The organism is Roseivivax sp. THAF30, from assembly GCF_009363575.1.
GTDB classification, from domain to species: domain Bacteria; phylum Pseudomonadota; class Alphaproteobacteria; order Rhodobacterales; family Rhodobacteraceae; genus Roseivivax; species Roseivivax halotolerans.
The window spans coordinates 899235-919299 of record NZ_CP045389.1 but is presented as its reverse complement, the minus strand read 5'-3'; the positions used below and the strand labels follow the sequence as shown (position 1 = coordinate 919299).

19 protein-coding genes are annotated in these 20065 nt (G+C 65.2%); 4 read left to right on the top strand and 15 right to left on the bottom strand.

Annotation, left to right across the window (positions count from 1 at the left end; translation table 11 throughout):
- The first annotated feature begins 23 nt into the window (after positions 1 to 23).
- On the top strand, positions 24 to 527 hold the full coding sequence (locus FIU91_RS04355; protein ID WP_152461588.1) for an SH3 domain-containing protein: 504 nt from the start codon (positions 24 to 26) through the stop codon (positions 525 to 527).
- A gap of 31 nt (positions 528 to 558) precedes the next feature.
- On the opposite strand, the gene FIU91_RS04350 is transcribed toward FIU91_RS04355, so the two are convergent.
- The 8 genes from FIU91_RS04350 to FIU91_RS04315 form a co-directional block, all read right to left on the bottom strand.
- Complete coding sequence (locus tag FIU91_RS04350; RefSeq protein ID WP_152461587.1) at positions 559 to 1623, bottom strand: Hint domain-containing protein; 1065 nt, start codon at positions 1621 to 1623, stop codon at positions 559 to 561.
- A 161-nt stretch (positions 1624 to 1784) separates the two neighbouring features.
- On the bottom strand, positions 1785 to 2729 hold the full coding sequence (locus FIU91_RS04345; RefSeq protein ID WP_254702044.1) for a lipid A-modifier LpxR family protein: 945 nt from the start codon (positions 2727 to 2729) through the stop codon (positions 1785 to 1787).
- A 125-nt stretch (positions 2730 to 2854) separates the two neighbouring features.
- Entirely contained in the window at positions 2855 to 3238 is a 384-nt protein-coding gene (locus FIU91_RS04340; RefSeq protein WP_093014093.1) for a Na+/H+ antiporter subunit G, read from the bottom strand.
- Complete coding sequence (locus tag FIU91_RS04335; RefSeq protein ID WP_152461586.1) at positions 3235 to 3519, bottom strand: K+/H+ antiporter subunit F; 285 nt, start codon at positions 3517 to 3519, stop codon at positions 3235 to 3237. The genes FIU91_RS04340 and FIU91_RS04335 overlap by 4 nt, the downstream gene beginning before the upstream one ends.
- Positions 3509 to 4042 carry a Na+/H+ antiporter subunit E gene (locus tag FIU91_RS04330; RefSeq protein WP_172974936.1) on the bottom strand — a complete coding sequence of 178 codons (534 nt, stop codon included), beginning with the start codon at positions 4040 to 4042 and terminating at the stop codon, positions 3509 to 3511. The genes FIU91_RS04335 and FIU91_RS04330 overlap by 11 nt, the downstream gene beginning before the upstream one ends.
- 2 nt (positions 4043 to 4044) lie before the next feature.
- Entirely contained in the window at positions 4045 to 5727 is a 1683-nt protein-coding gene (locus FIU91_RS04325; protein ID WP_152461585.1) for a monovalent cation/H+ antiporter subunit D, read from the bottom strand.
- Entirely contained in the window at positions 5724 to 6092 is a 369-nt protein-coding gene (locus tag FIU91_RS04320; RefSeq protein WP_093014102.1) for a Na+/H+ antiporter subunit C, read from the bottom strand. The genes FIU91_RS04325 and FIU91_RS04320 overlap by 4 nt, the downstream gene beginning before the upstream one ends.
- A 1-nt stretch (position 6093) precedes the next feature.
- Entirely contained in the window at positions 6094 to 8952 is a 2859-nt protein-coding gene (locus tag FIU91_RS04315) for a monovalent cation/H+ antiporter subunit A (protein ID WP_152461584.1), read from the bottom strand.
- A 351-nt stretch (positions 8953 to 9303) separates the two neighbouring features.
- On the opposite strand from FIU91_RS04315, the gene FIU91_RS04310 reads away from it, so the two are divergent.
- From FIU91_RS04310 to FIU91_RS19335, 3 genes are read left to right on the top strand one after another with little or no spacing between them, the layout of a single operon-like run.
- Positions 9304 to 10233: a sulfurtransferase gene (locus tag FIU91_RS04310; protein WP_152461583.1), complete on the top strand. Its 930-nt coding sequence runs from the start codon at positions 9304 to 9306 to the stop codon at positions 10231 to 10233.
- Between the two features lie 3 nt (positions 10234 to 10236).
- Complete coding sequence (locus FIU91_RS04305) at positions 10237 to 11370, top strand: YeeE/YedE family protein (RefSeq protein WP_152461582.1); 1134 nt, start codon at positions 10237 to 10239, stop codon at positions 11368 to 11370.
- A complete protein-coding gene (locus FIU91_RS19335; protein ID WP_172974935.1) occupies positions 11367 to 11537 on the top strand; it encodes a hypothetical protein in 171 nt (56 codons plus the stop codon). The genes FIU91_RS04305 and FIU91_RS19335 overlap by 4 nt, the downstream gene beginning before the upstream one ends.
- 4 nt (positions 11538 to 11541) lie before the next feature.
- Here FIU91_RS19335 and FIU91_RS04300 read toward each other — a convergent pair whose 3' ends face one another.
- The 7 genes from FIU91_RS04300 to FIU91_RS04270 are packed head-to-tail and all read right to left on the bottom strand — an operon-like array spanning position 11542 to position 20058.
- Positions 11542 to 13056, bottom strand: a complete 1515-nt coding sequence (locus FIU91_RS04300) for a class I adenylate-forming enzyme family protein (protein WP_172974934.1) — start codon at positions 13054 to 13056, stop codon at positions 11542 to 11544.
- Between the two features lie 49 nt (positions 13057 to 13105).
- Positions 13106 to 13531: a PaaI family thioesterase gene (locus FIU91_RS04295; RefSeq protein WP_093014108.1), complete on the bottom strand. Its 426-nt coding sequence runs from the start codon at positions 13529 to 13531 to the stop codon at positions 13106 to 13108.
- 3 nt (positions 13532 to 13534) lie between these two features.
- On the bottom strand, positions 13535 to 14665 hold the full coding sequence (locus tag FIU91_RS04290; RefSeq protein ID WP_152461581.1) for an acyl-CoA dehydrogenase family protein: 1131 nt from the start codon (positions 14663 to 14665) through the stop codon (positions 13535 to 13537).
- Between the two features lie 34 nt (positions 14666 to 14699).
- Positions 14700 to 15896: an acyl-CoA dehydrogenase family protein gene (locus FIU91_RS04285; protein ID WP_152461580.1), complete on the bottom strand. Its 1197-nt coding sequence runs from the start codon at positions 15894 to 15896 to the stop codon at positions 14700 to 14702.
- Positions 15897 to 15907: 11 nt separating this feature from the next.
- Positions 15908 to 17086: an acetyl-CoA C-acyltransferase gene (locus tag FIU91_RS04280; RefSeq protein WP_152461579.1), complete on the bottom strand. Its 1179-nt coding sequence runs from the start codon at positions 17084 to 17086 to the stop codon at positions 15908 to 15910.
- Positions 17087 to 17098: 12 nt separating this feature from the next.
- Positions 17099 to 19195, bottom strand: coding sequence for a 3-hydroxyacyl-CoA dehydrogenase NAD-binding domain-containing protein (locus FIU91_RS04275; protein WP_152461578.1), 2097 nt, complete (start codon positions 19193 to 19195; stop codon positions 17099 to 17101).
- Between the two features lie 32 nt (positions 19196 to 19227).
- Complete coding sequence (locus FIU91_RS04270) at positions 19228 to 20058, bottom strand: IclR family transcriptional regulator (RefSeq protein WP_093014302.1); 831 nt, start codon at positions 20056 to 20058, stop codon at positions 19228 to 19230.
- Positions 20059 to 20065 lie beyond the last annotated feature (7 nt).

Sequence of the window (20065 nt, the reverse complement as noted above, 5' to 3'; positions counted from 1 at the left end):
CCCGAAAAACTCGAGCACTGAGAATGATCAAAGCGTTGAAGGGTCTTTTTCTGGCCGCCGTCCTGACGGTCGGGCCGATCGCAGTCTTGGCGGCCGAAGAGCGCGGCCCCGTGACCAATCTGCCGCTTCCCCGCTACGTCTCGCTGAAGACGGACGAAGGCAATGTGCGGCGCGGCCCCTCCCTCAGCCACAGGATCGATTGGGTCTACGTGCGTCGCGACATGCCTCTCGAGATCACCGCGGAGTTCGGACATTGGCGGCGCGTGCGCGACCGCGACGGCGCCGGCGGCTGGGTGCATTACGCACTTCTGTCGGGCGTGCGGACGGTCCTCGTCGAGCAGGACAAGCTGATGATCCGCTCCCGCCCCCGGAAGGACGCACCGATCAATGCCGAACTGGGCCTCGGCGTGATCGCCCGTCTCGGCAGCTGCGAGCCTGCCTGGTGCGAGGTTGAAGCCGGCGGCTATCGCGGCTGGGCACCCAAGACGGCACTCTGGGGCGTCGGCCCGCGCGAGATCCGCGAATAACGCGACACGTGCGAGCCGGTGTCCTGTTGGGTCAGGCCGCGCGATGGGTCAGGATCGCCGCCTCCGACGGCGTCAGCATACGGCGCGCAGGGGCTGAATAGCTCTGCGGAGCGCGCTCCACGCTCGGGATGAGCTGCGATAGCCGCGCCCTGTCGCCCGGATCGAGCGTGTCGAGCTGCGTCTCTCCCGGATGAAAGCTCTCGGATTCGACGCCATTTGCGAACAGGATCTCGTGCTGCGGCAGGAGCAGGTGAATATAGGTCACCTCTTTCGCCATCGTGTCCGCGACGATGCTCTGCCCGTCGATCAGATCGGATGCCGCGACGAGAACCTCGTCGGAATTGAACAGAGACAGCGCCTTCGCCCCCTTGATGAGAAGCCGGTGCTGCGGCGAGACGAGAAGCGCGTCGTCGGGACGCTCCACGCCGAGCGCGCCCGCGCGGATCAGCACAGGACGCAGCTTCGGAAGCGCGAAGAGGCGCGCGCCGGTCATGCGGCGGCTGCCGATCCAGCAGATCTCCTGCAGCCCATTATCCTTGGTCTGGACGCGGTCGCCCTCGCGCAGATCCTCGACCCGCACCGACCCGTTCTCCGCGGCGATGCGCGTGCCCTTGGTGAAGCAGATAACACCCGAGCCGAGATGCGACTGCGGATCGAGCGCCGTCATGTCGATGTTATGGTGAACCACCCATAGATCTTTATACGCCGGCGGCACCTCGTCGAGGAACATCAAGAGCGGCGGCGCGTCGCGGCCGACCTCGATCAGCGTGACAGTGTAGCTCGAGAAGCCATCCGTCACGACAAAGCTCTGGTCCGTCAGCGGGTGATCGACCTCGATGTCCGAAAGCTCGCGCGATGTGTCGAGCGCCGCACCGACAAGGCGGCGCACCATACGTGCCGCGCGTCTGCGCAGCAGAACGTCATCCTCTGCCCGGTCGAGTTCAAGTACGGAATTCGGCCCGTCCACACGCACCGTTTCACCCCGCCAGATCCATTGCGATCCGACAGTGAGAGACGCGACCGGCGCCGCATCCAACCCATCCACACCAGTTTGCGACCAAGAGATGACGAACGTGCCTCGATAGCCCGTTCCCATTCTCAAATCTGCCTCAGTCTTTTTTTATTGCTTTAAGGGTATGCGGAAAGACTTTGTTTCCCAAAGAGAAACTTCCCGAAGCGCTGCCCGGCTTCGCATCTTTCAAGCCCGAGGTTGCGTAATAGCAACAGCGCTGTGGCGCCGCCCTCGGGCCCATTCAATCAGAAATTGTACTTGATGCGAACGCCGCCGAGGAACTGTCCTTCCGGTTGTCCCTCGAATTCTTCGCTGAGATAGGTCACGCCGTATTGCGCGCCCCAGGACTTGCCCTGCCAGTTCACACCAGCGCGCAGACGGTGCCGGTTCTGCTCAAGCTCGGGCCCGCGATCCTCGGGCATGTAGACGCTTGAATTGACCTGCGCGACATCCGCGCCCAGAAAGAAGCTCGTGCCGACCGGATCCTTGCTGATCACCTGGTATTGCTGGCCGCTCACCGACTCCCGCACCATCAGCTCGTCCTTGCCGAAGGCACCGAAGGACATGTCGAACCCGACGCGCGCCAGTGTTTCGGCGCCCCAGCGGAGTTCGGTAAAGGGCCGCACGCGGCCCACGGTGCCAAGCTCGAACGTGCTGCCCACCTCGGCCACAAGGGTCGGGTGAAAGCCGTTTTCGATCTGCTCATCGAGGATATCCTCGCTCGGCCGGGGAATGTTGAGCAGGTCGTGCAGCGCGGTCTGAAGCTCGTCCAGACGGGTCTGCGGTCCGGTCACGACGAGGTCGCCTCCCAAAGACACCTCGGCAAGCCCGCGCTGGAAATGCGTATGAAGACCTGCGGAAAGCGCACCGGCATAGAGCCGGTCGTCGGGATTGAAGTCTTTCAGGCTCGACGGCGCGATGACCTGACCGTGCAGTCGCAGCTCGAGAAGCTCACCCGGCCGCGCGGGCGCCTGACCGTCCCAGCCATAGCCCCAGACGCGGCTCGACGCGATGGAGCCTGACCGCCAACGATCCTTCAGCTCGCCGGCGGAGTCATTGATGACGAGCCGTCCGTAACCCACCCGGAGGCGCTCCTGTGCGGAGCTGGCGCTCGCGGCGAAAACGGAAAGGGCCAGCGCGCACAAGGCGGCACATGCCGGCATGCGCCGGTCCATGATCTTGAAGGGCATCAAACCTGCTCGCTCGTTCTTGTCTTGTTTTTTGCAAGCTTTAGCGAGCGCTTGCGTTTACGCAAACCCGCAAGACGCGCAAAACGACCAGGCGTTTCCCTTCGGCCACAGGCCGGCTCCCAAACTCAGCTTTGGGCCTGGTCCGGCGCGAGCGGGCCGTCGTCTGCCTGACCTCGCGTTGCCCAGACCTTGTCTTCGGGTGGCGGAGGCGGCGTCTCGCAGGTGCCGCGATGGAGATGGACCTTTGAGACGAAATGCGCCGAGATCGGGGCCGTGACGAACAGGAACGCCATAACCAGGATTTCGTGCACGGAATCGATACCGGTCGTGAAGGAATGCAGGATCGAGGCCATGATCAGCGCCCCGATCCCAAGCGTGCCGGCCTTTGTCGGGGCGTGCAGCCGCTTCATCGGGTCGTCGAGCTTCAGAAGGCCGTAAGAGCCGACCAGTGTGAAGAGCGCACCGACAAGGAGCGCGATGGCGGAGACGATTTCGAGGATCGCTATCATTCGATGATGTCCCCTCTCAGCTTGAAGCGCGCATAGGCGACGGTCGAGACGAAACCCAGCATCGCGAAGATCAGCGCGCCTTCGAAATAGACCTCTGATCCTTCGGCAACGCCCAAAAGCATGATCAGGCCAATTGCGTTTATGACCATCGTGTCGAGCGCGAGGATCCGGTCACCGGTATTGGGACCCTTGACCAGCCGCACCATGGCAAGGACCTGGCTCACCGCGACGGAGGCGATTGCGATGAGAAGGCACCATTCGAAGAAACTCTCAGGATTCATATTCGAAGATCTCCTTCAGCCGGGCCTCGTAGCGGGTCTTGATCTCGTCTCTGACAGCGTTCGGGTCGTCCGCGTCGAGCGCATGAACCAGAAGACAGTGGCCCTCGTCGGACAGATCCGCGGACACCGTGCCGGGCGTCAGCGTGATGGTGCCCGCAAGCAGCGTGATCGCCTCGGGGGTTCTGAGATCCAGCGGGATCACCACCCAGGTCGAGCGCATGTCGGAATTGCGCTTGGTCAGCACGATCCAGGCGACGCTGACATTCGCGACAAGGATGTCCCAGATCACGAGGAAGAGGTAGCTCACCATCTTGAACGGCCGGAACCCCCGCGGGACATGCGGCCAGTAGGGATAGGTGAAGAACGGGATCAGGATGCCAAGGATCACTCCGAGGACGATCGTGCCCGGCGCGACGGAATTGGTGATGACGCACCAGACGACGATGAGAAGCACCGTCAGGAGCGGGTGCGGAAAGATCCGGCGCATCAGCTTGGGGCGGTCCTGTGCCTGCGACTCTGCCATGCTCAGTTGCCTCCCTCTTCAACGGCGGGCGCGTCGGCTGCGTCCTCGCCTGCAAGCGCGCCCTCCTCGCCGCTGTGGTCGTCCTTCTTGTAGCCGAGCGCGTTGCCGCCTTCCTTGATCTCCTTGCCCTCCGTGTCGAGCACGATGGAGATGTAGGGCTCCGGCGACTGCAATTGCTGCGCCGTGGCGCGGAAGAACGCTGTGGCCGGCCCTGCAAGAGCGGTATGGACGCCGATCAGCGCGACCAATCCGCCAATCGCGACGAGCGGCAGTGCCTTCAGCGGCGCGCTCGGATAGTCGGGCTTGCTGTCGACATTGTCCTGCTCACTGCGCGGATCGTCCTGCATCTCTCCGGCGATCTGGCGTGACTTCCAGAAGACGATGGTGCCCGCCCGCGCAAAGCCGACAACCGCGACAAGCGAGGAGCCGAGGATGGCCGCCCAGGCCCAGACCACGAGGTCGGTCGAATAAGCCGCGTCGAGGATCAGCAGCTTGCCGATGAAGCCCGAAAGCGGCGGCAGACCAGTCATAGCGATGGCAGCGGCAAAGAAGAGACCGGCCAGCATCGCATTGCCGCGGATCGGTGTGGAGGCGTAAAGGCGCAGTCCTGCACCGCCTCTGTGGGTCAGCACGAAGTCGGCGATCATGAAGAGTGCCGCCGTCGCCAGTGTCGAATGCACGATGTAATAGAGGCCCGCGGTGATCCCCGCTTCGGTGAAGATCGAGATGGCGATCGTCACCATGCCCATCGACCCGATCACGGAGAAGGCGATCAGCCGGTCGAGCTTCCATGCGCCGAGCACCCCGATCATGCCGATCACGAGCCCGACAAGACCAAGCGGCATCAGCCACGCCCCGTGCAGTCCCTCGAAGAGCGGCGCATCGGCGGGGAAGACCAGCGTATAGATGCGGAGGATCGCGTAGGCACCGACCTTGGTCATGATCGCAAAGAGCGCGGCAACGGGACCGGGCGCCTCCGAATAGGAGGACGGCAGCCAGAAATGCACCGGCGCGATCGCCGCCTTGATGCCGAAGACGATGATCAGGAGGACGGCCGCGACCCGGATGCCAGAGCTTTCATCGGGCGAGATCGCCGCCACCCGTTGAGCGAGATCGGCCATGTTGAGCGTGCCCGTCTCAGCGTAGATCGTGCCGAGCGCGAAAAGGAAAAGCGTCGAGCCCAGAAGGTTGTAGAGCACGTATTGCGTGCCCGCCTTCATCCGCTTCGCGCCCCCGCCATGGATCATCAGGCCATAGGAGGCGATGAGCAGCACTTCGAAGAAGACGAAGAGGTTGAAGACGTCGCCGGTCAGGAACGCGCCGTTGATCCCCATGAGCTGGAACTGGAACAGCGCATGGAAATGCCGGCCCCTCTCGTCCCAATTGGTGCCGATCGCATACATCAGAACCGAGAGCGACAGAACGCTCGTCAGCAACAGCATCGTCGTCGAAAGCCGGTCGGCGACCAGAACGATACCGAACGGCGCGGCCCAGTCGCCAAGCTGGTAAAGCGTCAGCGTGCCGTCCGAGGCATTGACGAAAAGTGCCAGCGAAATGACCAGCAATGCGACCGCCCCGCCAAGAGAGACGGTGCGCTGGATATCGCGATGGAAACGCGCGACGAGCACGATGAACGCCGCAAGCAGGCCCGGCAACAGGACGGGGGCGATGATCCAGTGGCTCATTGCCCGGCCTCCTTTCCGCCGACGCGGGTCGTGTCGAGATGATCGGCGGCATCGTTCACTCGGTCATCGTCACCGGCGAGGTATGCGCCGAGCGCGATCACGACGACCACAGCGGTCATGCCGAAGGAGATGACGATCGCCGTCAGGACGAGCGCCTGGGGCAGCGGGTCGGCGTAGTTTTCCATCCCGTCGCGCAGGATCGGAGCCGCGCCGACGGTCAGCCGACCGCTCGCGAAGAGAAAGACGTTCACCGCATAGGTGAGAAGCGCGACACCGATGATGACCGGGAAGGTCCGCAACCGGGTGACAAGGTAGAGCCCCGCCGCGGTCAGGACGCCCACGGCGCTTGCAACGATCAGTTCCATGTCAGGCCCCTCCCTCTGCGCGTTGGTCCCGTGACGGGTCGATATCCATCGGATGCTCCGGATCGCGCGTATCGGACCGGCGTGCAAGCCGCGAGAAGCTCTCGAGCGAGAGCATGACCGCGCCGACCACGGCCAGGAAGACGCCCAGATCGAAGAAGAGCGCCGAGGCGACCTCGAAGGCCTCGAGACCGGGCAACTTCACGTAGCCGAAGCTCGAGGTCAGGAATTCGCGCCCGGCGAACCAGGCACCGATCCCGGTCAGACCCGCCGCCAGAACGCCAGAGCCGATGATCGCATGGTAAGGGTAGCGCTGCCGGTCCGTCGCCCAGGCAAACCCCGATGCCAGGTATTGCATGACAACCGCCACCGCGACGACGAGCCCGGCGATGAAGCCGCCGCCCGGCTGGTTGTGCCCGCGCAGGAAGATGTAGACGCCCACCATCAGAACGATCGGCATCATGACCCGCGTCAGCACGACCATCATCAGGGGATGCCTGTCGCCCGCGAGCGGCTTGTCAGGCACACGGTTCAGAAGCCGTGCACGCACCGGCCCGGACAGCAGAGCCTCGGTCAGCGCGTAGATGACGAGCGCGGCAATGCCGAGCACGATGATCTCGCCGAACGTGTCAAAGCCCCGGAAATCGACGAGGATCACGTTCACGACGTTCGTGCCGCCGCCGCCGTAATAGCTGTTTTCGAGGTGATAGGACGAGATCGGCGTCTCCACCGCCGTCCGGCGCAGGAGATGATAGCACAGCCCCCCTGCCCCGAGGCCACCGAGGATCGCGACTGTTCCATCGAAGAGCCGCTGCATCGGCGTCGATTCCTTCGGGGTCCAGTCGGGCAGGAAGTTGAGCGCGAGCAACATCAGGATGATCGTCACCACCTCGACGGAGATCTGCGTCATCGCAAGGTCGGGCGCGGAGAAATAGGCGAAGCCGACCGACACCATCGTGCCAATGATGCCCATGAGGATGAGTGCGAGGAGGCGGTTGTGATGGGTGGCGACCAGCACGACCGTCGCCACGACCAGCATCAGCCAGCCGAGCGCAGAGGCCAGGTTAGGCCAGGCAAAGGGCAAGGCTGGCGCACCGACTTCGCCGGTCATCCAGGCATGTCCGGCCGCCGCGATGATCGCGAGCGCCAGGATCGCCGCATAGCGCGTGAATGCGCCGTCATGCAGCCCGCCCGTCAGGCCGCGCGCGAAGGAGATCGCGCCGGCGATGATGCCGTCGAAGATGGTCTTGGCCTCTGGACGCGGGGTCTTGTCCCAGCCCGCCTGCAAGCCGCGATGCAGGCCCAGCAGGATAAGACCGCCGACAACCGCGACCGCCGACATCATCAACGGGATGTTCACGCCGTGCCAGATCGCCAGGTGATAGTCCGGCACCTCCGCGACACCGCCCAAGACCGCGCCGGTCACGAACTTCACGAAGGGCTCGACGAGAAACGGCAGCACGCCGATTCCGACCACGAGCACCGTCAGGAACGCCGGAGGCAGCCACATGCCCTTGTTGGGATCATGCGGAGGCGAGGGATAATCGTCGCGCGTCTTGCCAAGGAAAGTGTGGGCGATGAAGCGGAAGGAATAGGCCGCCGAGAACAGCGCGCCAAAGGTCGCGAGCGCGGGCACCAGCCATTCCGGGCCGAAAAGCTGCGTCTCGAGCGCTTCCTTCAACATCATCTCCTTGGAGATGAAACCGTTCATGAGCGGGATGCCCGCCATCGACAATGCGGCGATGATCGCGATGGTCGCAGTAACCGGCATCAGGTGCCGGAGCCCTCCGAGGCGACGAATGTCCCGCGTATGCGCTTCGTGATCGACGATACCCGCCGACATGAAGAGCGCCGCCTTGAAGGTCGCGTGGTTGAGAATGTGAAACACCGCCGTCAGCACACCGAACGCCGTGCCCGTACCGAGGAGCATGGTGATCAGGCCCAGATGCGAGACCGTCGAGAAAGCGAGGATCGCTTTGAGATCGTGCTTGAAGAAGGAGATCACCGCACCGAGGCACATCGTGATGAGCCCCGCCCCGGTCACGAGGTAGAACCATTCGGGCGTGCCCGAAAGCGCAGGCCACAGCCGCGCCATCAGGAAGATGCCCGCCTTCACCATCGTCGCCGAGTGCAGATAGGCCGAGACCGGCGTCGGCGCCGCCATCGCGTGCGGCAGCCAGAAGTGGAATGGGAATTGCGCGGACTTCGTGAAACACCCCAAGAGGATCAGGACTAGCGCGGTCGTGTAAAGCTCCGAGGCCTGGATCGCATCGCGCGCCGCGATGATGTCGGAAATCCGGTAGCTGCCCGCGATCTGCCCCAGGATGATCGCGCCGCCGATCATCGCAAGACCGCCCATCCCGGTCACGGCCAGAGCCATCCGGGCGCCTTGCCGGCCTTCGGGCAGGTGCTTCCAATACCCGATCAGCAGGAAGGAAGAGAGCGAGGTCAGTTCCCAGAAGATCAGCAAAAGCAGTATGTTGTCGGACAGAACGATCCCCACCATCGCGCCCTGGAAGAGCAGCAGGTAGGTGAAGAATTCGCCCATGTGATCTTCGCGCGAGAGGTAGTAGCGCCCGTAGATGATGATGAGACAGCCGATCCCGAGGATCAGCGCGGCGAAGAAGAAACCCAAGGGATCGAGCCAAAGCTCAAGATTGAGGCCGAGGGCCGGAATCCAGTCGATCCGAGCGGTGATCGTCTGACCGCTCCAGATCTCCGGCAGGCGGGTCAGCAATCCGATCAACGCGGTCAGGGTCACGGCCAGCGTGACGCTCGCACAGGCTTTCCGACCCGCGCCATACATCAGGCCAGGCAGCAGAGCGCCAAGAAACGGCAGCGCGACGATCAAGAATAGCGACACGATGTCCCCCGGTCCCATTTGACAGACAGTTTCCCGTTTCTGCGAAACTTTCGCACGAGCCTCAAGCGAAACAGGACAGTTTTTCCTTATCTCGCGGGAGATATGGATCGACGTTTTCGTGAGTCACCCGAAATCGTGCTTGAAAAGAACGTCGTTTGCGAAAGCGGGGCAAGTGCGAGACGCGCGTCTGGCGCGAAGCCGTGCGAATGGAGCGGCCTCTCCGACTTCGGTGTCCGGATCGAACGCGCGTTTCAGGGCGACCCTGCCCTGCGCGGCCTGCCGGACTTGAAACCGGGCGCAATCTCGCCAATTCGCATGGAAACAACACTCGCCCCACTCATGGAGGATCGCATGACCCGTATCGCTCTGACTTCGACGCTCGCCCTTCTCGCCGCGCCCGCGATGGCCGCGATCGAGGGGCCGCTTGTCGCGCCCGCCGATCTTGAAGCCGAGCTCGGCTCCGACATCCAGATCCTCGACATCCGCGCCGAGGGCGAGGACGGGTTCGCGGGCGGACATATAGAAGGCGCCGTGAACGCGCCCTATGGTCTTTTCCGTGGCCCCGCCGAGAACCCGGGCCAGATCGTTCCCGCGGATCAGCTGACCGAAACCTTCCGACAGCTGGGGCTCGAGACCGATCAGCCGGTCATCGTGACCTACCAGGGTGAAAGCGTCACCGATTTCGGCGCCGCGGCGCGCGTCTACTGGACCCTCAAGTCGAGCGGGTTCGATGAGATCGCGATCCTCAATGGCGGTCTCACCGCCTGGACCGAGGCAGGATACGCATTGTCCACCGACGCCGTGCAGCCGGAGCCCTCCGACATCACCGTCACCTGGGATGACAGCTGGACCGCGAGCGTCGAGGATGTGCAAGCCGCCATCGACGGTGAGACCGATACGACGCTCGTCGATGCGCGGCCCGAGAGCTTCTGGAACGGCCAGCAATCGCACGCTGCCGCCGCGCGGCCCGGCACGCTGCCGCAATCGCAGTATTTCGTGCATTCGAGCTGGTTCTCGGACGGCCCGACCATCATCGACGCCTCGGCGGCGCAAAGCCTCGCCGAAGAGAACGACCTTGCGGGCGCGGACGGCCTGATCTCCTTCTGCAATACCGGCCACTGGGCCGCGACAAACTGGTTCGCCCTGTCCGAACTTGCAGGCGCCGAGAACGTGAAACTCTACCCCGAAAGCATGGTCGGCTGGTCGAATGCGGGCTATGAGATGGCCAACGTTCCGGGGCCGCTTCGCAGCCTGTGGCTCAACATCAAGAACACGTTCTGATCCATGTCCACCGCAACGACCCCCGAGGCTGGCACGGCGCCGGCCTCCTCGCTTCTCACCCGCACCGGCCTCGTGGCCGGTGCGCTCGTTCTGGCGCTCATCGTCGCGGCCTTCGTCGGCGCGCGGTATGGCCTGCTCCTGCTGATCGGTCTCGGCTTCGGCATCGTGCTTGAAGGTTTCCGTTTCGGCTTTGCCGGGCCGTGGCGGCAGATGATCACCAAGCGCGATCCGGGCGGCACGCTGGCGCAGCTGCTCTCCATCGCGCTCGTCGCCATCGTCGCGATCCCGCTTCTCGCGGATGCAGGCGGCACGCTCGTGGGCGCGCGCGCGCCAGTGGGCTTTGCCATGGTCGGCGGCGCGTTCGTCTTCGGGGCCTGCATGCAGATCGTCATGGGCTGCGGCTCGGGCACGCTGGTCAATGCCGGCAGCGGCAACCCGGTGAGCCTTCTGGCCCTGCCCTTCTTCGCCATCGGCAGCTTCGCCGGCGCCTATCACCTTCTGTGGTGGACCGAGCTTGGCACCCTGCCGCTGATCGCCTTCGATGGCACCTCGGGTCTCATGGTGACGCTGGCGCTGCTGGCGGCGTCGGCGGGGTTGCTCCTGTTCCTCGCGGCGCCCGGCACGCGCCGCATCCCGCGCCGCCTCTGGATCGCGGCGGCGCTTCTCGCGGGCCTGGCGCTTTTCAACCTCGTTGTCGCGGGCCAGCCCTGGGGCGTGGTCTACGGGCTGGGCCTCTGGGCCGCGAAGGGTGCGACGGCGCTTGGCGCGGATATCAGCGCGTCGAGTTTCTGGGGCACGCCCGGCAACATGGAGCGCGTGAGCCAGAGCCTTCTGACCGACGTCACCTCGCTCACCAATCTCGGCATCATCGGCGGCGCGTTCCTCGTCGCCGTCTGGCGGAGCGGTCTTGGCCAGGGTCTTCCCGATCTGCCGAAACGCGCCTGGGTCGCGACGGTGATCGCGGGCTTCCTCTTGGGCTATTCCTCGCGGATCGCGTTCGGGTGCAACGTGGGTGCGTTCTTCTCGGGCATCTCGACGGGTTCGCTGCACGGCTGGGCCTGGTTCGTGGCGGCCTTCGGCGGCGCGTTCGTCGGAGTGAAGCTGCGCCCGGTCCTCGGGCTGGAGGGTCGGCGATGAGAACGCGCAGACTCACAGCCGGACTGACGGTGCTGTTCATCGCCGCGCTTCTGATCTTCGATCAGGCGCAAAGCGAGCCGGTGAACCGCTTCCAGCAGCCAGCGACCATCGCGCTCGGATCAGGTCAGGCGGCGGGCGGCGCGCATTGCGCGGCCCTGCCCGAATAGCGCCTCAGCCTTCGGCCATCATCTCGGCGAAAGTGTCGAGGATCTTGTGCTTGAGGATCTTGCCCGTCGCAGCGGCGGGCAAGGCCTCCACGATGAAGATGCGAGAGGGGCGCTTGTAGCCCGTCAGCCGCTCTTTCACGAAGGACTTGAGCTCCTCCTCGGCCACAGCATCCGGCTTCGTGATCTGGCAGAAGGCGAGCACGTCCTCGCTGCCGCCGTCGAGCTTCTTGCCGACCACCGCCGATTGCACCACTGCAGGGTGATCGTTGAGCGCGGCCTCGACCTCGGGCGGATACACGTTGAACCCGCCCCGGATGATCAGCTCTTTCGAGCGGCCGACGATGTGCAAGCGGCCCTCGCCGTCGATCTTGCCGAGATCGCCCGTGCGCATGAAGCCGTCCTCGGTGATCGCGGCTTCCGTCGCGGTAGGGTTCTTGTAATACCCTTTCATGATGTGCGGGCCGCGCGTCTGCACTTCCCCAACGCCCGGCTCGTTGCCGACGCTTTCGTCGAGCCGCACCTCGACGCCGGGCAGCGGCGGTCCGACAGAGGTATCGGGATCACCCAGCACGTTCTGAGTGCCCGACACACCCGCGGTCGTCTCGGTCATGCCATAGCCGTTCTGGAGAGGAAGGCCGTAGAACGCTTCTGCCTTGCGCTTCCACGCGGGATCGAGCGGCGCGGCCCCGGAGGACACATAGCGCAGGCGCTCGGACCCGAGCGTCTCGTGCCCGTGCTCGGCGGCATACGCCATGAGAACGGCGTGCATCTGCGGCACGGCGGGCACCACGGTCGCCCCGCGCTTGAGCGCGTCGTAAAGCGCCTCGGCCGAGAAGCGGGTGGCAAGCTCGACGGTGCAGCCGGCCAGTGCCGAGGCCATCAGCATCGAGGCGAGCCCGAAGACATGGGTCAGCGGCAGCGCGCCATAGACGTGATCCTCGGGCATGAGCCGGCGCAGATCGCGCGAGGCACGCGCGGCGAAGATGAGATTGCCGTGGGTCAGCATGACGCCCTTGGGCGCGCCGGTCGTTCCGGTCGTGTAGAGGATGACCGCGACCTGCTCCGCACCCGGTTCCAGCGGCTCGGGCGCGCCGCCGCGCCGCGCGGCCACGTGCAGCTCGCCGACATCGGTGTGCAGCTTCTCGGCCTTGAGCGCACCAGCATGGGCCGCCGCATCCTTCGAGACATGGCTGGTGAACAGGATGACCTTCGGCTCGGCATGATCCTCGATCCGCGAGAGCTCCGCGGACGACATGCGCGCGTTGACCGGCACCGCCCATGCATCGAGGCGGCTTGCCGCGAAGATCGCGACCGCCAGCGCAAGGCAGTTCTCGGCCACGATCATCACCCGGTCACCGGGGCCGACACCAAGGCCACTCAGCACCGCGGCCATCTCCTCGGTCATGCGCGCATAGGTCTGCCAAGAGATCCGCGCAGTTCCGTCGATCACCGCTACAGCACGGGGCCGCGGCGCGGCGCTGGCGGCGATCATCTCATGCACCCGCGTGAATTCGGTCATGTGATCCCAGTCCTTTTCGCATATTCCATGAGTGGCGGCTGCCACCCGGTCAGGCGTCGCCGCCCGTCGCCATCCGCTCGCGCGGGACACGCTTGAAGACGCCGGTGGCGGTCGCAACGAGGCGTCCGTCCGCGTCTTCGAGCCGTCCCTCGATGAAGAGCAGCGATCGACCGCCTCCGGTCACACGGCCGGTCGCGGTGACGCGCTTGCCGATATCCGCCGGCCCGACGAAGCTCGTCGTCATCGATACCGTCAGGAACGGCGCGCGCCCGGTCTCGTCCACGGTCAGGCTGCCCGTCGCACCCATCGCGTTGTCCAGCATCATCGACACGATCCCGCCATGCAGCACGCCGTGCCGATTGGCATGCGCCTCGCTCACATCGAGATGGCAGCGGGCAGAGCCGTCCCCCTGCCCCACATCGAGCACGTAGCCGATGCTGCGCTGCGCGCCGGTCTCCCCTTCGATCACCGCCATTCTTCAGGCCGCGCTGAGGCGGATGAAGCGTTCGAGGTGATAATCGGTGTCGCCGAAGCGATGGTCGATCATCGTCAGCCGCTTGGCGAGATGACCAAGCGCATATTCCTGCGTCATGCCGATCCCGCCATGCATCTGGATCGCCTCTTCGGCCACCAGCCGTCCTGCGCGGCCGATCAGGTTCTTCGTCGCGCTGACATGGCGCTCGCGCTCCACACGGCCCGCATCGAGGTGCCCCGCGAGATTGATCGCCGCCGAGCGCGCCTGCTCGATCTCGATCAGAACATCCGCCATGCGGTGCTGCAGCGCCTGGAACTTGCCGATGGGCTGGCCGAACTGCTTGCGACCCTGAAGGTAATCGACGGTCAGCGCGCGGATCGTCTCCATCAGGCCCACCGCCTCCGAGGACAGCGCCGCGGTCGCGCGCGCAGCTGCGTTCTCGAGCGCGGGATAGGCCTGGCCTTCTTCGCCAAGGATCGCATCGGCGGGGATGGAGACGTCCGTCAGCGTCACCTCGCCCGCGCGGCCACCGCCATTCATCGCGTAGTCGCGTATATCGACCCCGTCCGCGCTCGCGGGCACGAGGAAAAGCGAGATCCCGTCCTCATCTTCTGCCGCGCCGCTTGTCCGGGCCGAGACCACGAAGGCTTCCGCGATGCCGGCATGGCCGACGACGCTCTTGCGGCCGGACAGCGTCCAGCCCGCATCGGATTTCTTCGCTTCGGTCGTCACATGCTCGAGGTCATAGCGGGCGCCGGGCTCGGTATGGGCAAAGCTCAGGATCTTGCCGCCGACGATCTCCTCGATCACCGCCTTCTGCGCGTCAGAGCCGATATCCGCGATCAGGCCGCCCGCAAGCACACCCGTCTCAAGGAGCGGCTCGAAAGCGCCCGCTCGGCCCATCTCCTCGAAGACGACGGAAAGGTCGAAGCCCGCGCCGCCGAACCCGCCATCGTCCTCGGTGAAGAGCGCACCGATCACCCCCATTTCCGTGAGCCCGTCCCAGAGCGCGGGGATATGACCCGCCTCGCTGTCGGTCGCCTCGTTGAGCGCCTCTGGCGTCACGTTCTCGCGCAGGTAGCGGCGAAGGCCGTCCTGAAGCATCTGCCGTTCTTCGGTCAGTTCGAAATTCATCTTGGTCCTCCTGTGGAGCCGGCGCGCGGGGCGCTCAGAGCTCCAGAATCGCTTTCGAGATGATCTGCCGCTGCACCTCGTTCGAGCCGCCGTAGATCGAGAGCTTGCGGTTGTTGAAATAGCTCTGCGTCGCGGGCAGCGCGTAATCGGGGCCGACGGGCTCCACGTTCGCGCCCTCGTCGAGCGCTTCGGAAACGAAAGGCATCGCGAAGGGTCCGACCGCCTGCCGGGTCAGCGCGTTGATCTCCTGCCGGATCACCGTGCCCTTGATCTTGAGCATGGAGCTTTCCGCGCCGGGCGCATTGCCCGCGGCGGCCGCCGCGATGGTGCGCAGGTTCGTGGTCGCCATCGCCATCAGGTCGATCTCGACCTGCGCCATCTTGGCGGCGAAGAACGGGTTCTCGATAAGAGCCTTGCCGCCGGATTTCTCGAGACCCGCGATCCGCTTGAGGTTTTGCAGCGCCGCATTGGCAAAGCCGACCCCGGCGATGTTCGTGCGCTCGTGGGTCAGGAGGTACTTGGCATAGGTCCAGCCCTTGTTCTCCTCGCCGACGAGGTTCTCGACCGGCACCTTGACGTCCTCGAACCAGACCTCGTTGACCTCGGCCTCGCCGTCGATGAGCACGATGGGTCGCACCTCGACGCCGGGCGTGTCCATGTCGATCAGCAGGAAAGAGATCCCTTCCTGCGGCTTGCCCTCCTTCGAGGTCCGCACGAGGCAGAAGATCTTGTTGGCGTACTGGCCAAGCGTCGTCCAGGTCTTCTGTCCGTTGACGATGTAATGGTCCCCGTCGCGCTCGGCGCTCGTCTTGACCGAGGCAAGGTCAGAGCCCGCGCCGGGCTCCGAATAGCCCTGGCACCACCAGTCATCGCCCGAAAGGATGCGAGGCAGGTAGTGATCCTGCTGTTCCTTGGAGCCGAACTTCATCAGGACCGGCCCCAGCATGTTGACGCCGAAGGGCACGATGCGCGGGGCGCTCGCCCGGGTGGTCTCTTCTTCGAAGATATGGCGCTGCACGGCATCCCAGCCGGTGCCGCCGAATTCCTCGGGCCAGGTCACGCCGAGCCAGCCCTTCTCGTTCAGGATGGCATGCCATTCCTCGTAATCCTCTTTCACGAGGTGCTTGCCGCCCGCGACCTTGTCCGAGAGACGCTTGGGCAGTTTCTCGTCCAGAAACGCGCGCACCTCGTCCCGGAAGGCTTTCTGTTCATCGGTATAAGTGAGGTCCATGAGATGTCTCCTCAGCTGAAAATCTCGAAAAGGCCGGCAGCGCCCTGGCCGCCGCCCACGCACATCGTCACGACGCCGAGCTTCGCACCCCGGCGACGCCCTTCGAACATCAGGTGCCCGGTCATCCGCGCGCCGGTCATGCCGAAGGGGTGGCCCACGGCGATGGAGCCGCCGTCCACGTTCATCTTGTCGTTGTCGATGCCGAGCTTGTCGCGGCAGTAAAGCGCCTGGCTCGCGAACGCCTCGTTGAGTTCCCAAAGGTCGATATCATCGACCGAAAGCCCTTCGCGCTCCAGAAGGCGCGGCACGGCGTAGACCGGCCCGATCCCCATCTCGTCGGGCTCGCAGCCTGCGACAGCGAAACCACGGAAGCGCCCGAGCGGGGTCAGTCCCGCCTTCTCGGCCTCCTTGGCGTCCATCATCACAAGCGCCGCCGCGCCGTCCGAGAGCTGCGAGGCGTTGCCAGCGGTGATGTACTTGCCCGCGCCGCGCACCGGCTCGAGCTTCTGGAGCGCCTCGAGCGTTGTGGACGGGCGATTGCATTCATCACGGGCGATCGTCGCCTCTTCGTGCGTGACTTCGCCCGTCTCCTTGTTCTTGACGGCCTTGGTGACGGTCATCGGCACGATTTCCTCATCGAAGCGGCCCGCCTCCTGCGCCTCGGCGGTGCGCATCTGCGACTGGTAGCCGAGCTCGTCCTGGGCCTCGCGGCTAACGCCGTAGCGATCCGCGACGATGTCGGCTGTATCGATCATCGGCAGGTAGAGATCGGGCTTGTTCTCGAGGATCCACTCGTTCGGGGCTTCATCCGGCGGCGGCTGCACCCCCGAGATCGACTCGACGCCGCCCACGAGAACGGCTTTCGCGCCCTCCGAGGCGATCATATGCCCGCCCATGGCGATGGCCTGAAGCCCGCTCGCGCAGAAGCGGTTGACCGTGGTGCCCGCGATGGTGACCGGAAGCCCGGCACGGATCACCGCCTGCCGGGCAATGTTACGTCCGGTGACACCCTGCGGATAGCCGCAGCCCCAGATCGAATCCTCGATGAGCGCGGGATCGATGCCGGCGCGTTCGACCGCCGCCGCCGCGACATGGCCGGTGAGGTCCGCGCCATGCGTGATGTTGAAAGTGCCGCGCCCGGCCTTGCCGATGGCGGTGCGTGCGACGGAGACGATGACGGGATCGTTCATGATAATCCTCCCTCAGCCTTGATCGTTCAGGCTGGCAAAATTGGCATTGTCGGCGACGAGCCGTTCGAGAAGCGGCGCGGGTTGCCAGAAGAAATCGTCCTCCTCGGCATACTCCTTGATGTCTGACAGAAGGTCCGCGAGGCCCGCGTGATCGGCCCAGTGCATCGGCCCGCCGCGCCAGCGCGGAAAGCCGTAGCCGTAAAGGAAGGTCACATCGACATCGAGCGGTCGCTTGGCGATGCCTTCCTCGACGACGCGGGCAGCCTCGTTCACGAGCGCGGCCATGTAGCGGCGCTGGATCTCGGCGTCGGTGAACTCGCGCGGCGCGATACCCTGTTTCTCGCGGGCCTTGGCGACAAGCTCTTCGACCTCCGGGTCTTCCTGCCCGCCGCGCTTGCCTTCCTCGTAGATGTAGTAGCCACGCCCGGTTTTCTGGCCGAGACGCCCGAGATGGTAGAGCTCATCCGCCCAGGTCGGCACCACGTCGCGCGGATCGCGCGTCGGCTCCTTCCGCTTGCGGGTCATGTAACCGATGTCGAGCCCTGCGAGATCGCCCATCTCGTAGGGGCCCATCGGCCAGCCGAAGGCCTTCACGGCGCGGTCGACCTGGTAGGGACTCGCCCCTTGCAGGACCATCCGGTCCGCCGCCGCGCGGTACTTGGCAAGGATGCGGTTGCCGATGAACCCGTCGCAGACGCCAGCGCGCACCGCAACCTTGCCGAGCTTTTTCGCCAGGGCGAAGGCCGTCGCGGTCACGTCGTTCGCAGTCTGATCCGCAACGACCACCTCGAGCAATTTCATCACATGCGCGGGCGAGAAGAAGTGCAGCCCGATCACGTCACCGGGGCGCGAGATGCTCGCCGCGATCTCGTTCACGTCAAGATAGGAGGTGTTGGTCGCCAGGATCGCGCCTTTCTTCATCACGCGGTCGAGCTCGGCAAAGACCTGCTTCTTGACGTCCATGTCCTCGAACACCGCTTCGATGGCGAGGTCCGCCTCGGACAGCGCGTCATAGCCCGTCGCCGTGCGGAAGCCGTCCGACAGGATGCTGTCCTTCTGCGCGTCCGAGAGCTTCCCGCGTTTCACCGCGCCTTCGAGGTTCTTCGAGATCGTCGCGCGCGCCTTGTCCGCCGAGGCCTCGTCACGTTCGATCAACGTCACATCGAGCCCGCGTGTCAGCGCCGCCGTGGCGATGCCCGCGCCCATCGTGCCGCCGCCGATGACCCCGATCCGGGCGACCTCGCGCAGGGCGACGCCTTCGATCTCGGGCAGCTTGGCGACCTTGCGCTCGATGAAGAAGGCGTGGATCAGGCCCGCGCGCTGCGGCGTCTCCATCATTTCGCGGAAGATGCGGCGTTCTTCGTCGAGCCCCTCGGCGATGTCCAAACGCGTTGCGGCCTCGACCGCGTCGATGGCGGCAAGCCGCGCGACCTCGCCTGCGGATTTCTTGCGCCAGAGCGCGCGCGCGTCCTCGAGCGCCGCCTCGTCCGTTTTCGGGCATGGCAGCGCGCCCACACGGCGCGGGCCTGCGCCTTGTCCGACCAGCTCGCGCGCATAGGCGAGACCGGCCTCCCGCGGACTACCCTCCCCGAGCGTGTCCGCAAGCCCCTGCGCGACCGCATCCTCGGCCGAGAGATTGCCGCCGGCAGGGATCATCTGCACCGAGGCGGCAACGCCGATGAGACGCGGCGTCCGCTGGGTGCCGCCCGCGCCCGGAATGATGCCGAGATTGACTTCCGGCAGACCGAGCTTCGCGCCCGGCATCGCCACGCGGTAGTGACATCCCAAGGCGACTTCGAGACCGCCGCCGAGCGCCGCGCCCTGGATGGCCGCCACGACCGGCTTGCCGCAGGCCTCGATCCGGTTCACCACTTCGGGCAGCCAAGGATCTTGCGGCGGCTTGCCGAACTCGGAGATATCCGCCCCGCCGATGAAGAGCTTACCTTCACCGAGGATCACCGCCGCATGCGCGCCCTCGTCCGCATCGAACCGCTCGATCGCGTCCCAGAGCCCTTGCCGCACGGCATGGCCGAGCGCGTTCACCGGCGGGTTGGCGATGGTGATGACGGCGATATCTCCGTCCATCTCATAGGCGACGACGTCGCTCATGCTGCACCTCTGTAGTCTTTGCGTTTCATTACCTAGCCCCGCATCGTCATTGCGGAACCCTGCCCCATGATCCGTTCGAGCTCGCCCACCGCTTCGTTCAGCTTCGGGCCGACCTCTTGCCGCATCCGTTCGATACTGAGCGCCTCGGGCATCGCCCCGCAGGTGAAGACCACGGGCTCCGAGAGATCGCGGGAATGGAAGGGCCGCGCCACGGCGTGGATATTGGCGGCGTAATACTGGTCGGGATCGGTGATCGAGAAGCCCTGCGTGATGAGCTGGCCCCAGGCGTCGCGGCGGATCTCGAGCGCGCGCTCCGGCGTCAGCCCGCCCGCGCCGGCGACGTTCGCGACGGTCTTCTCAAAGACGTCTTCGGGCATCGCCGCGAGCAGCGCGTGCCCCGAGGATGTGCCGTTGAATGGCAAGCGATGACCGATCTCGAGCCACAGCGAAGAGATGCCGCGTGGGCGCCAGGTCTTCAGGATGAGAAGCTTCTTGTCGTCGCGCACAAGCAGCAGCGACATGGTTCCCGTCTCGTCCGCGACCCGCTGCATGATCGGCCCCGCGAGTTCCACGAAGGAAATGGACGATGTCGCGACGTTGCCGAGTGCCAGGAGCGCAGGTCCGGGCCGGTAGCGGTCATGCCGGCGGGCGTGGTTGAGATAGCCAAGCGATTGCAGCGTGAAGGTCAGCCGCGAGACCGTGGATTTCGGGATTCCCGTCCGTTCCGAGATCTCCGCATTGCCAAGCCCGTCATCGGAGGCGCGGAACGCGCGCAAGACCGCGAGTCCCCGCGCCAGCGTCGTCGCAAAGCGGCGGTCGGTCTCGTCCTGCGGCAGGATGCGGATATCTTCCTCGGGTCGCATGCCGGTC

Bases quoted from the DNA above. Each gene is read 5' to 3' on its own strand.
- FIU91_RS04355 (WP_152461588.1), top strand. From the start codon at position 24: ATGATCAAAGCGTTGAAGGGTCTTTTTCTGGCCGCCGTCCTGACGGTC.
- FIU91_RS04350 (WP_152461587.1), bottom strand. From the start codon at position 1,623: ATGGGAACGGGCTATCGAGGCACGTTCGTCATCTCTTGGTCGCAAACT.
- FIU91_RS04345 (WP_254702044.1), bottom strand. From the start codon at position 2,729: ATGCCCTTCAAGATCATGGACCGGCGCATGCCGGCATGTGCCGCCTTG.
- FIU91_RS04340 (WP_093014093.1), bottom strand. From the start codon at position 3,238: ATGATAGCGATCCTCGAAATCGTCTCCGCCATCGCGCTCCTTGTCGGT.
- FIU91_RS04335 (WP_152461586.1), bottom strand. From the start codon at position 3,519: ATGAATCCTGAGAGTTTCTTCGAATGGTGCCTTCTCATCGCAATCGCC.
- FIU91_RS04330 (WP_172974936.1), bottom strand. From the start codon at position 4,042: ATGGCAGAGTCGCAGGCACAGGACCGCCCCAAGCTGATGCGCCGGATC.
- FIU91_RS04325 (WP_152461585.1), bottom strand. From the start codon at position 5,727: ATGAGCCACTGGATCATCGCCCCCGTCCTGTTGCCGGGCCTGCTTGCG.
- FIU91_RS04320 (WP_093014102.1), bottom strand. From the start codon at position 6,092: ATGGAACTGATCGTTGCAAGCGCCGTGGGCGTCCTGACCGCGGCGGGG.
- FIU91_RS04310 (WP_152461583.1), top strand. From the start codon at position 9,304: ATGACCCGTATCGCTCTGACTTCGACGCTCGCCCTTCTCGCCGCGCCC.
- FIU91_RS04305 (WP_152461582.1), top strand. From the start codon at position 10,237: ATGTCCACCGCAACGACCCCCGAGGCTGGCACGGCGCCGGCCTCCTCG.
- FIU91_RS19335 (WP_172974935.1), top strand. From the start codon at position 11,367: ATGAGAACGCGCAGACTCACAGCCGGACTGACGGTGCTGTTCATCGCC.
- FIU91_RS04300 (WP_172974934.1), bottom strand. From the start codon at position 13,056: ATGACCGAATTCACGCGGGTGCATGAGATGATCGCCGCCAGCGCCGCG.
- FIU91_RS04295 (WP_093014108.1), bottom strand. From the start codon at position 13,531: ATGGCGGTGATCGAAGGGGAGACCGGCGCGCAGCGCAGCATCGGCTAC.
- FIU91_RS04290 (WP_152461581.1), bottom strand. From the start codon at position 14,665: ATGAATTTCGAACTGACCGAAGAACGGCAGATGCTTCAGGACGGCCTT.
- FIU91_RS04285 (WP_152461580.1), bottom strand. From the start codon at position 15,896: ATGGACCTCACTTATACCGATGAACAGAAAGCCTTCCGGGACGAGGTG.
- FIU91_RS04280 (WP_152461579.1), bottom strand. From the start codon at position 17,086: ATGAACGATCCCGTCATCGTCTCCGTCGCACGCACCGCCATCGGCAAG.
- FIU91_RS04275 (WP_152461578.1), bottom strand. From the start codon at position 19,195: ATGAGCGACGTCGTCGCCTATGAGATGGACGGAGATATCGCCGTCATC.
- FIU91_RS04270 (WP_093014302.1), bottom strand. From the start codon at position 20,058: ATGCGACCCGAGGAAGATATCCGCATCCTGCCGCAGGACGAGACCGAC.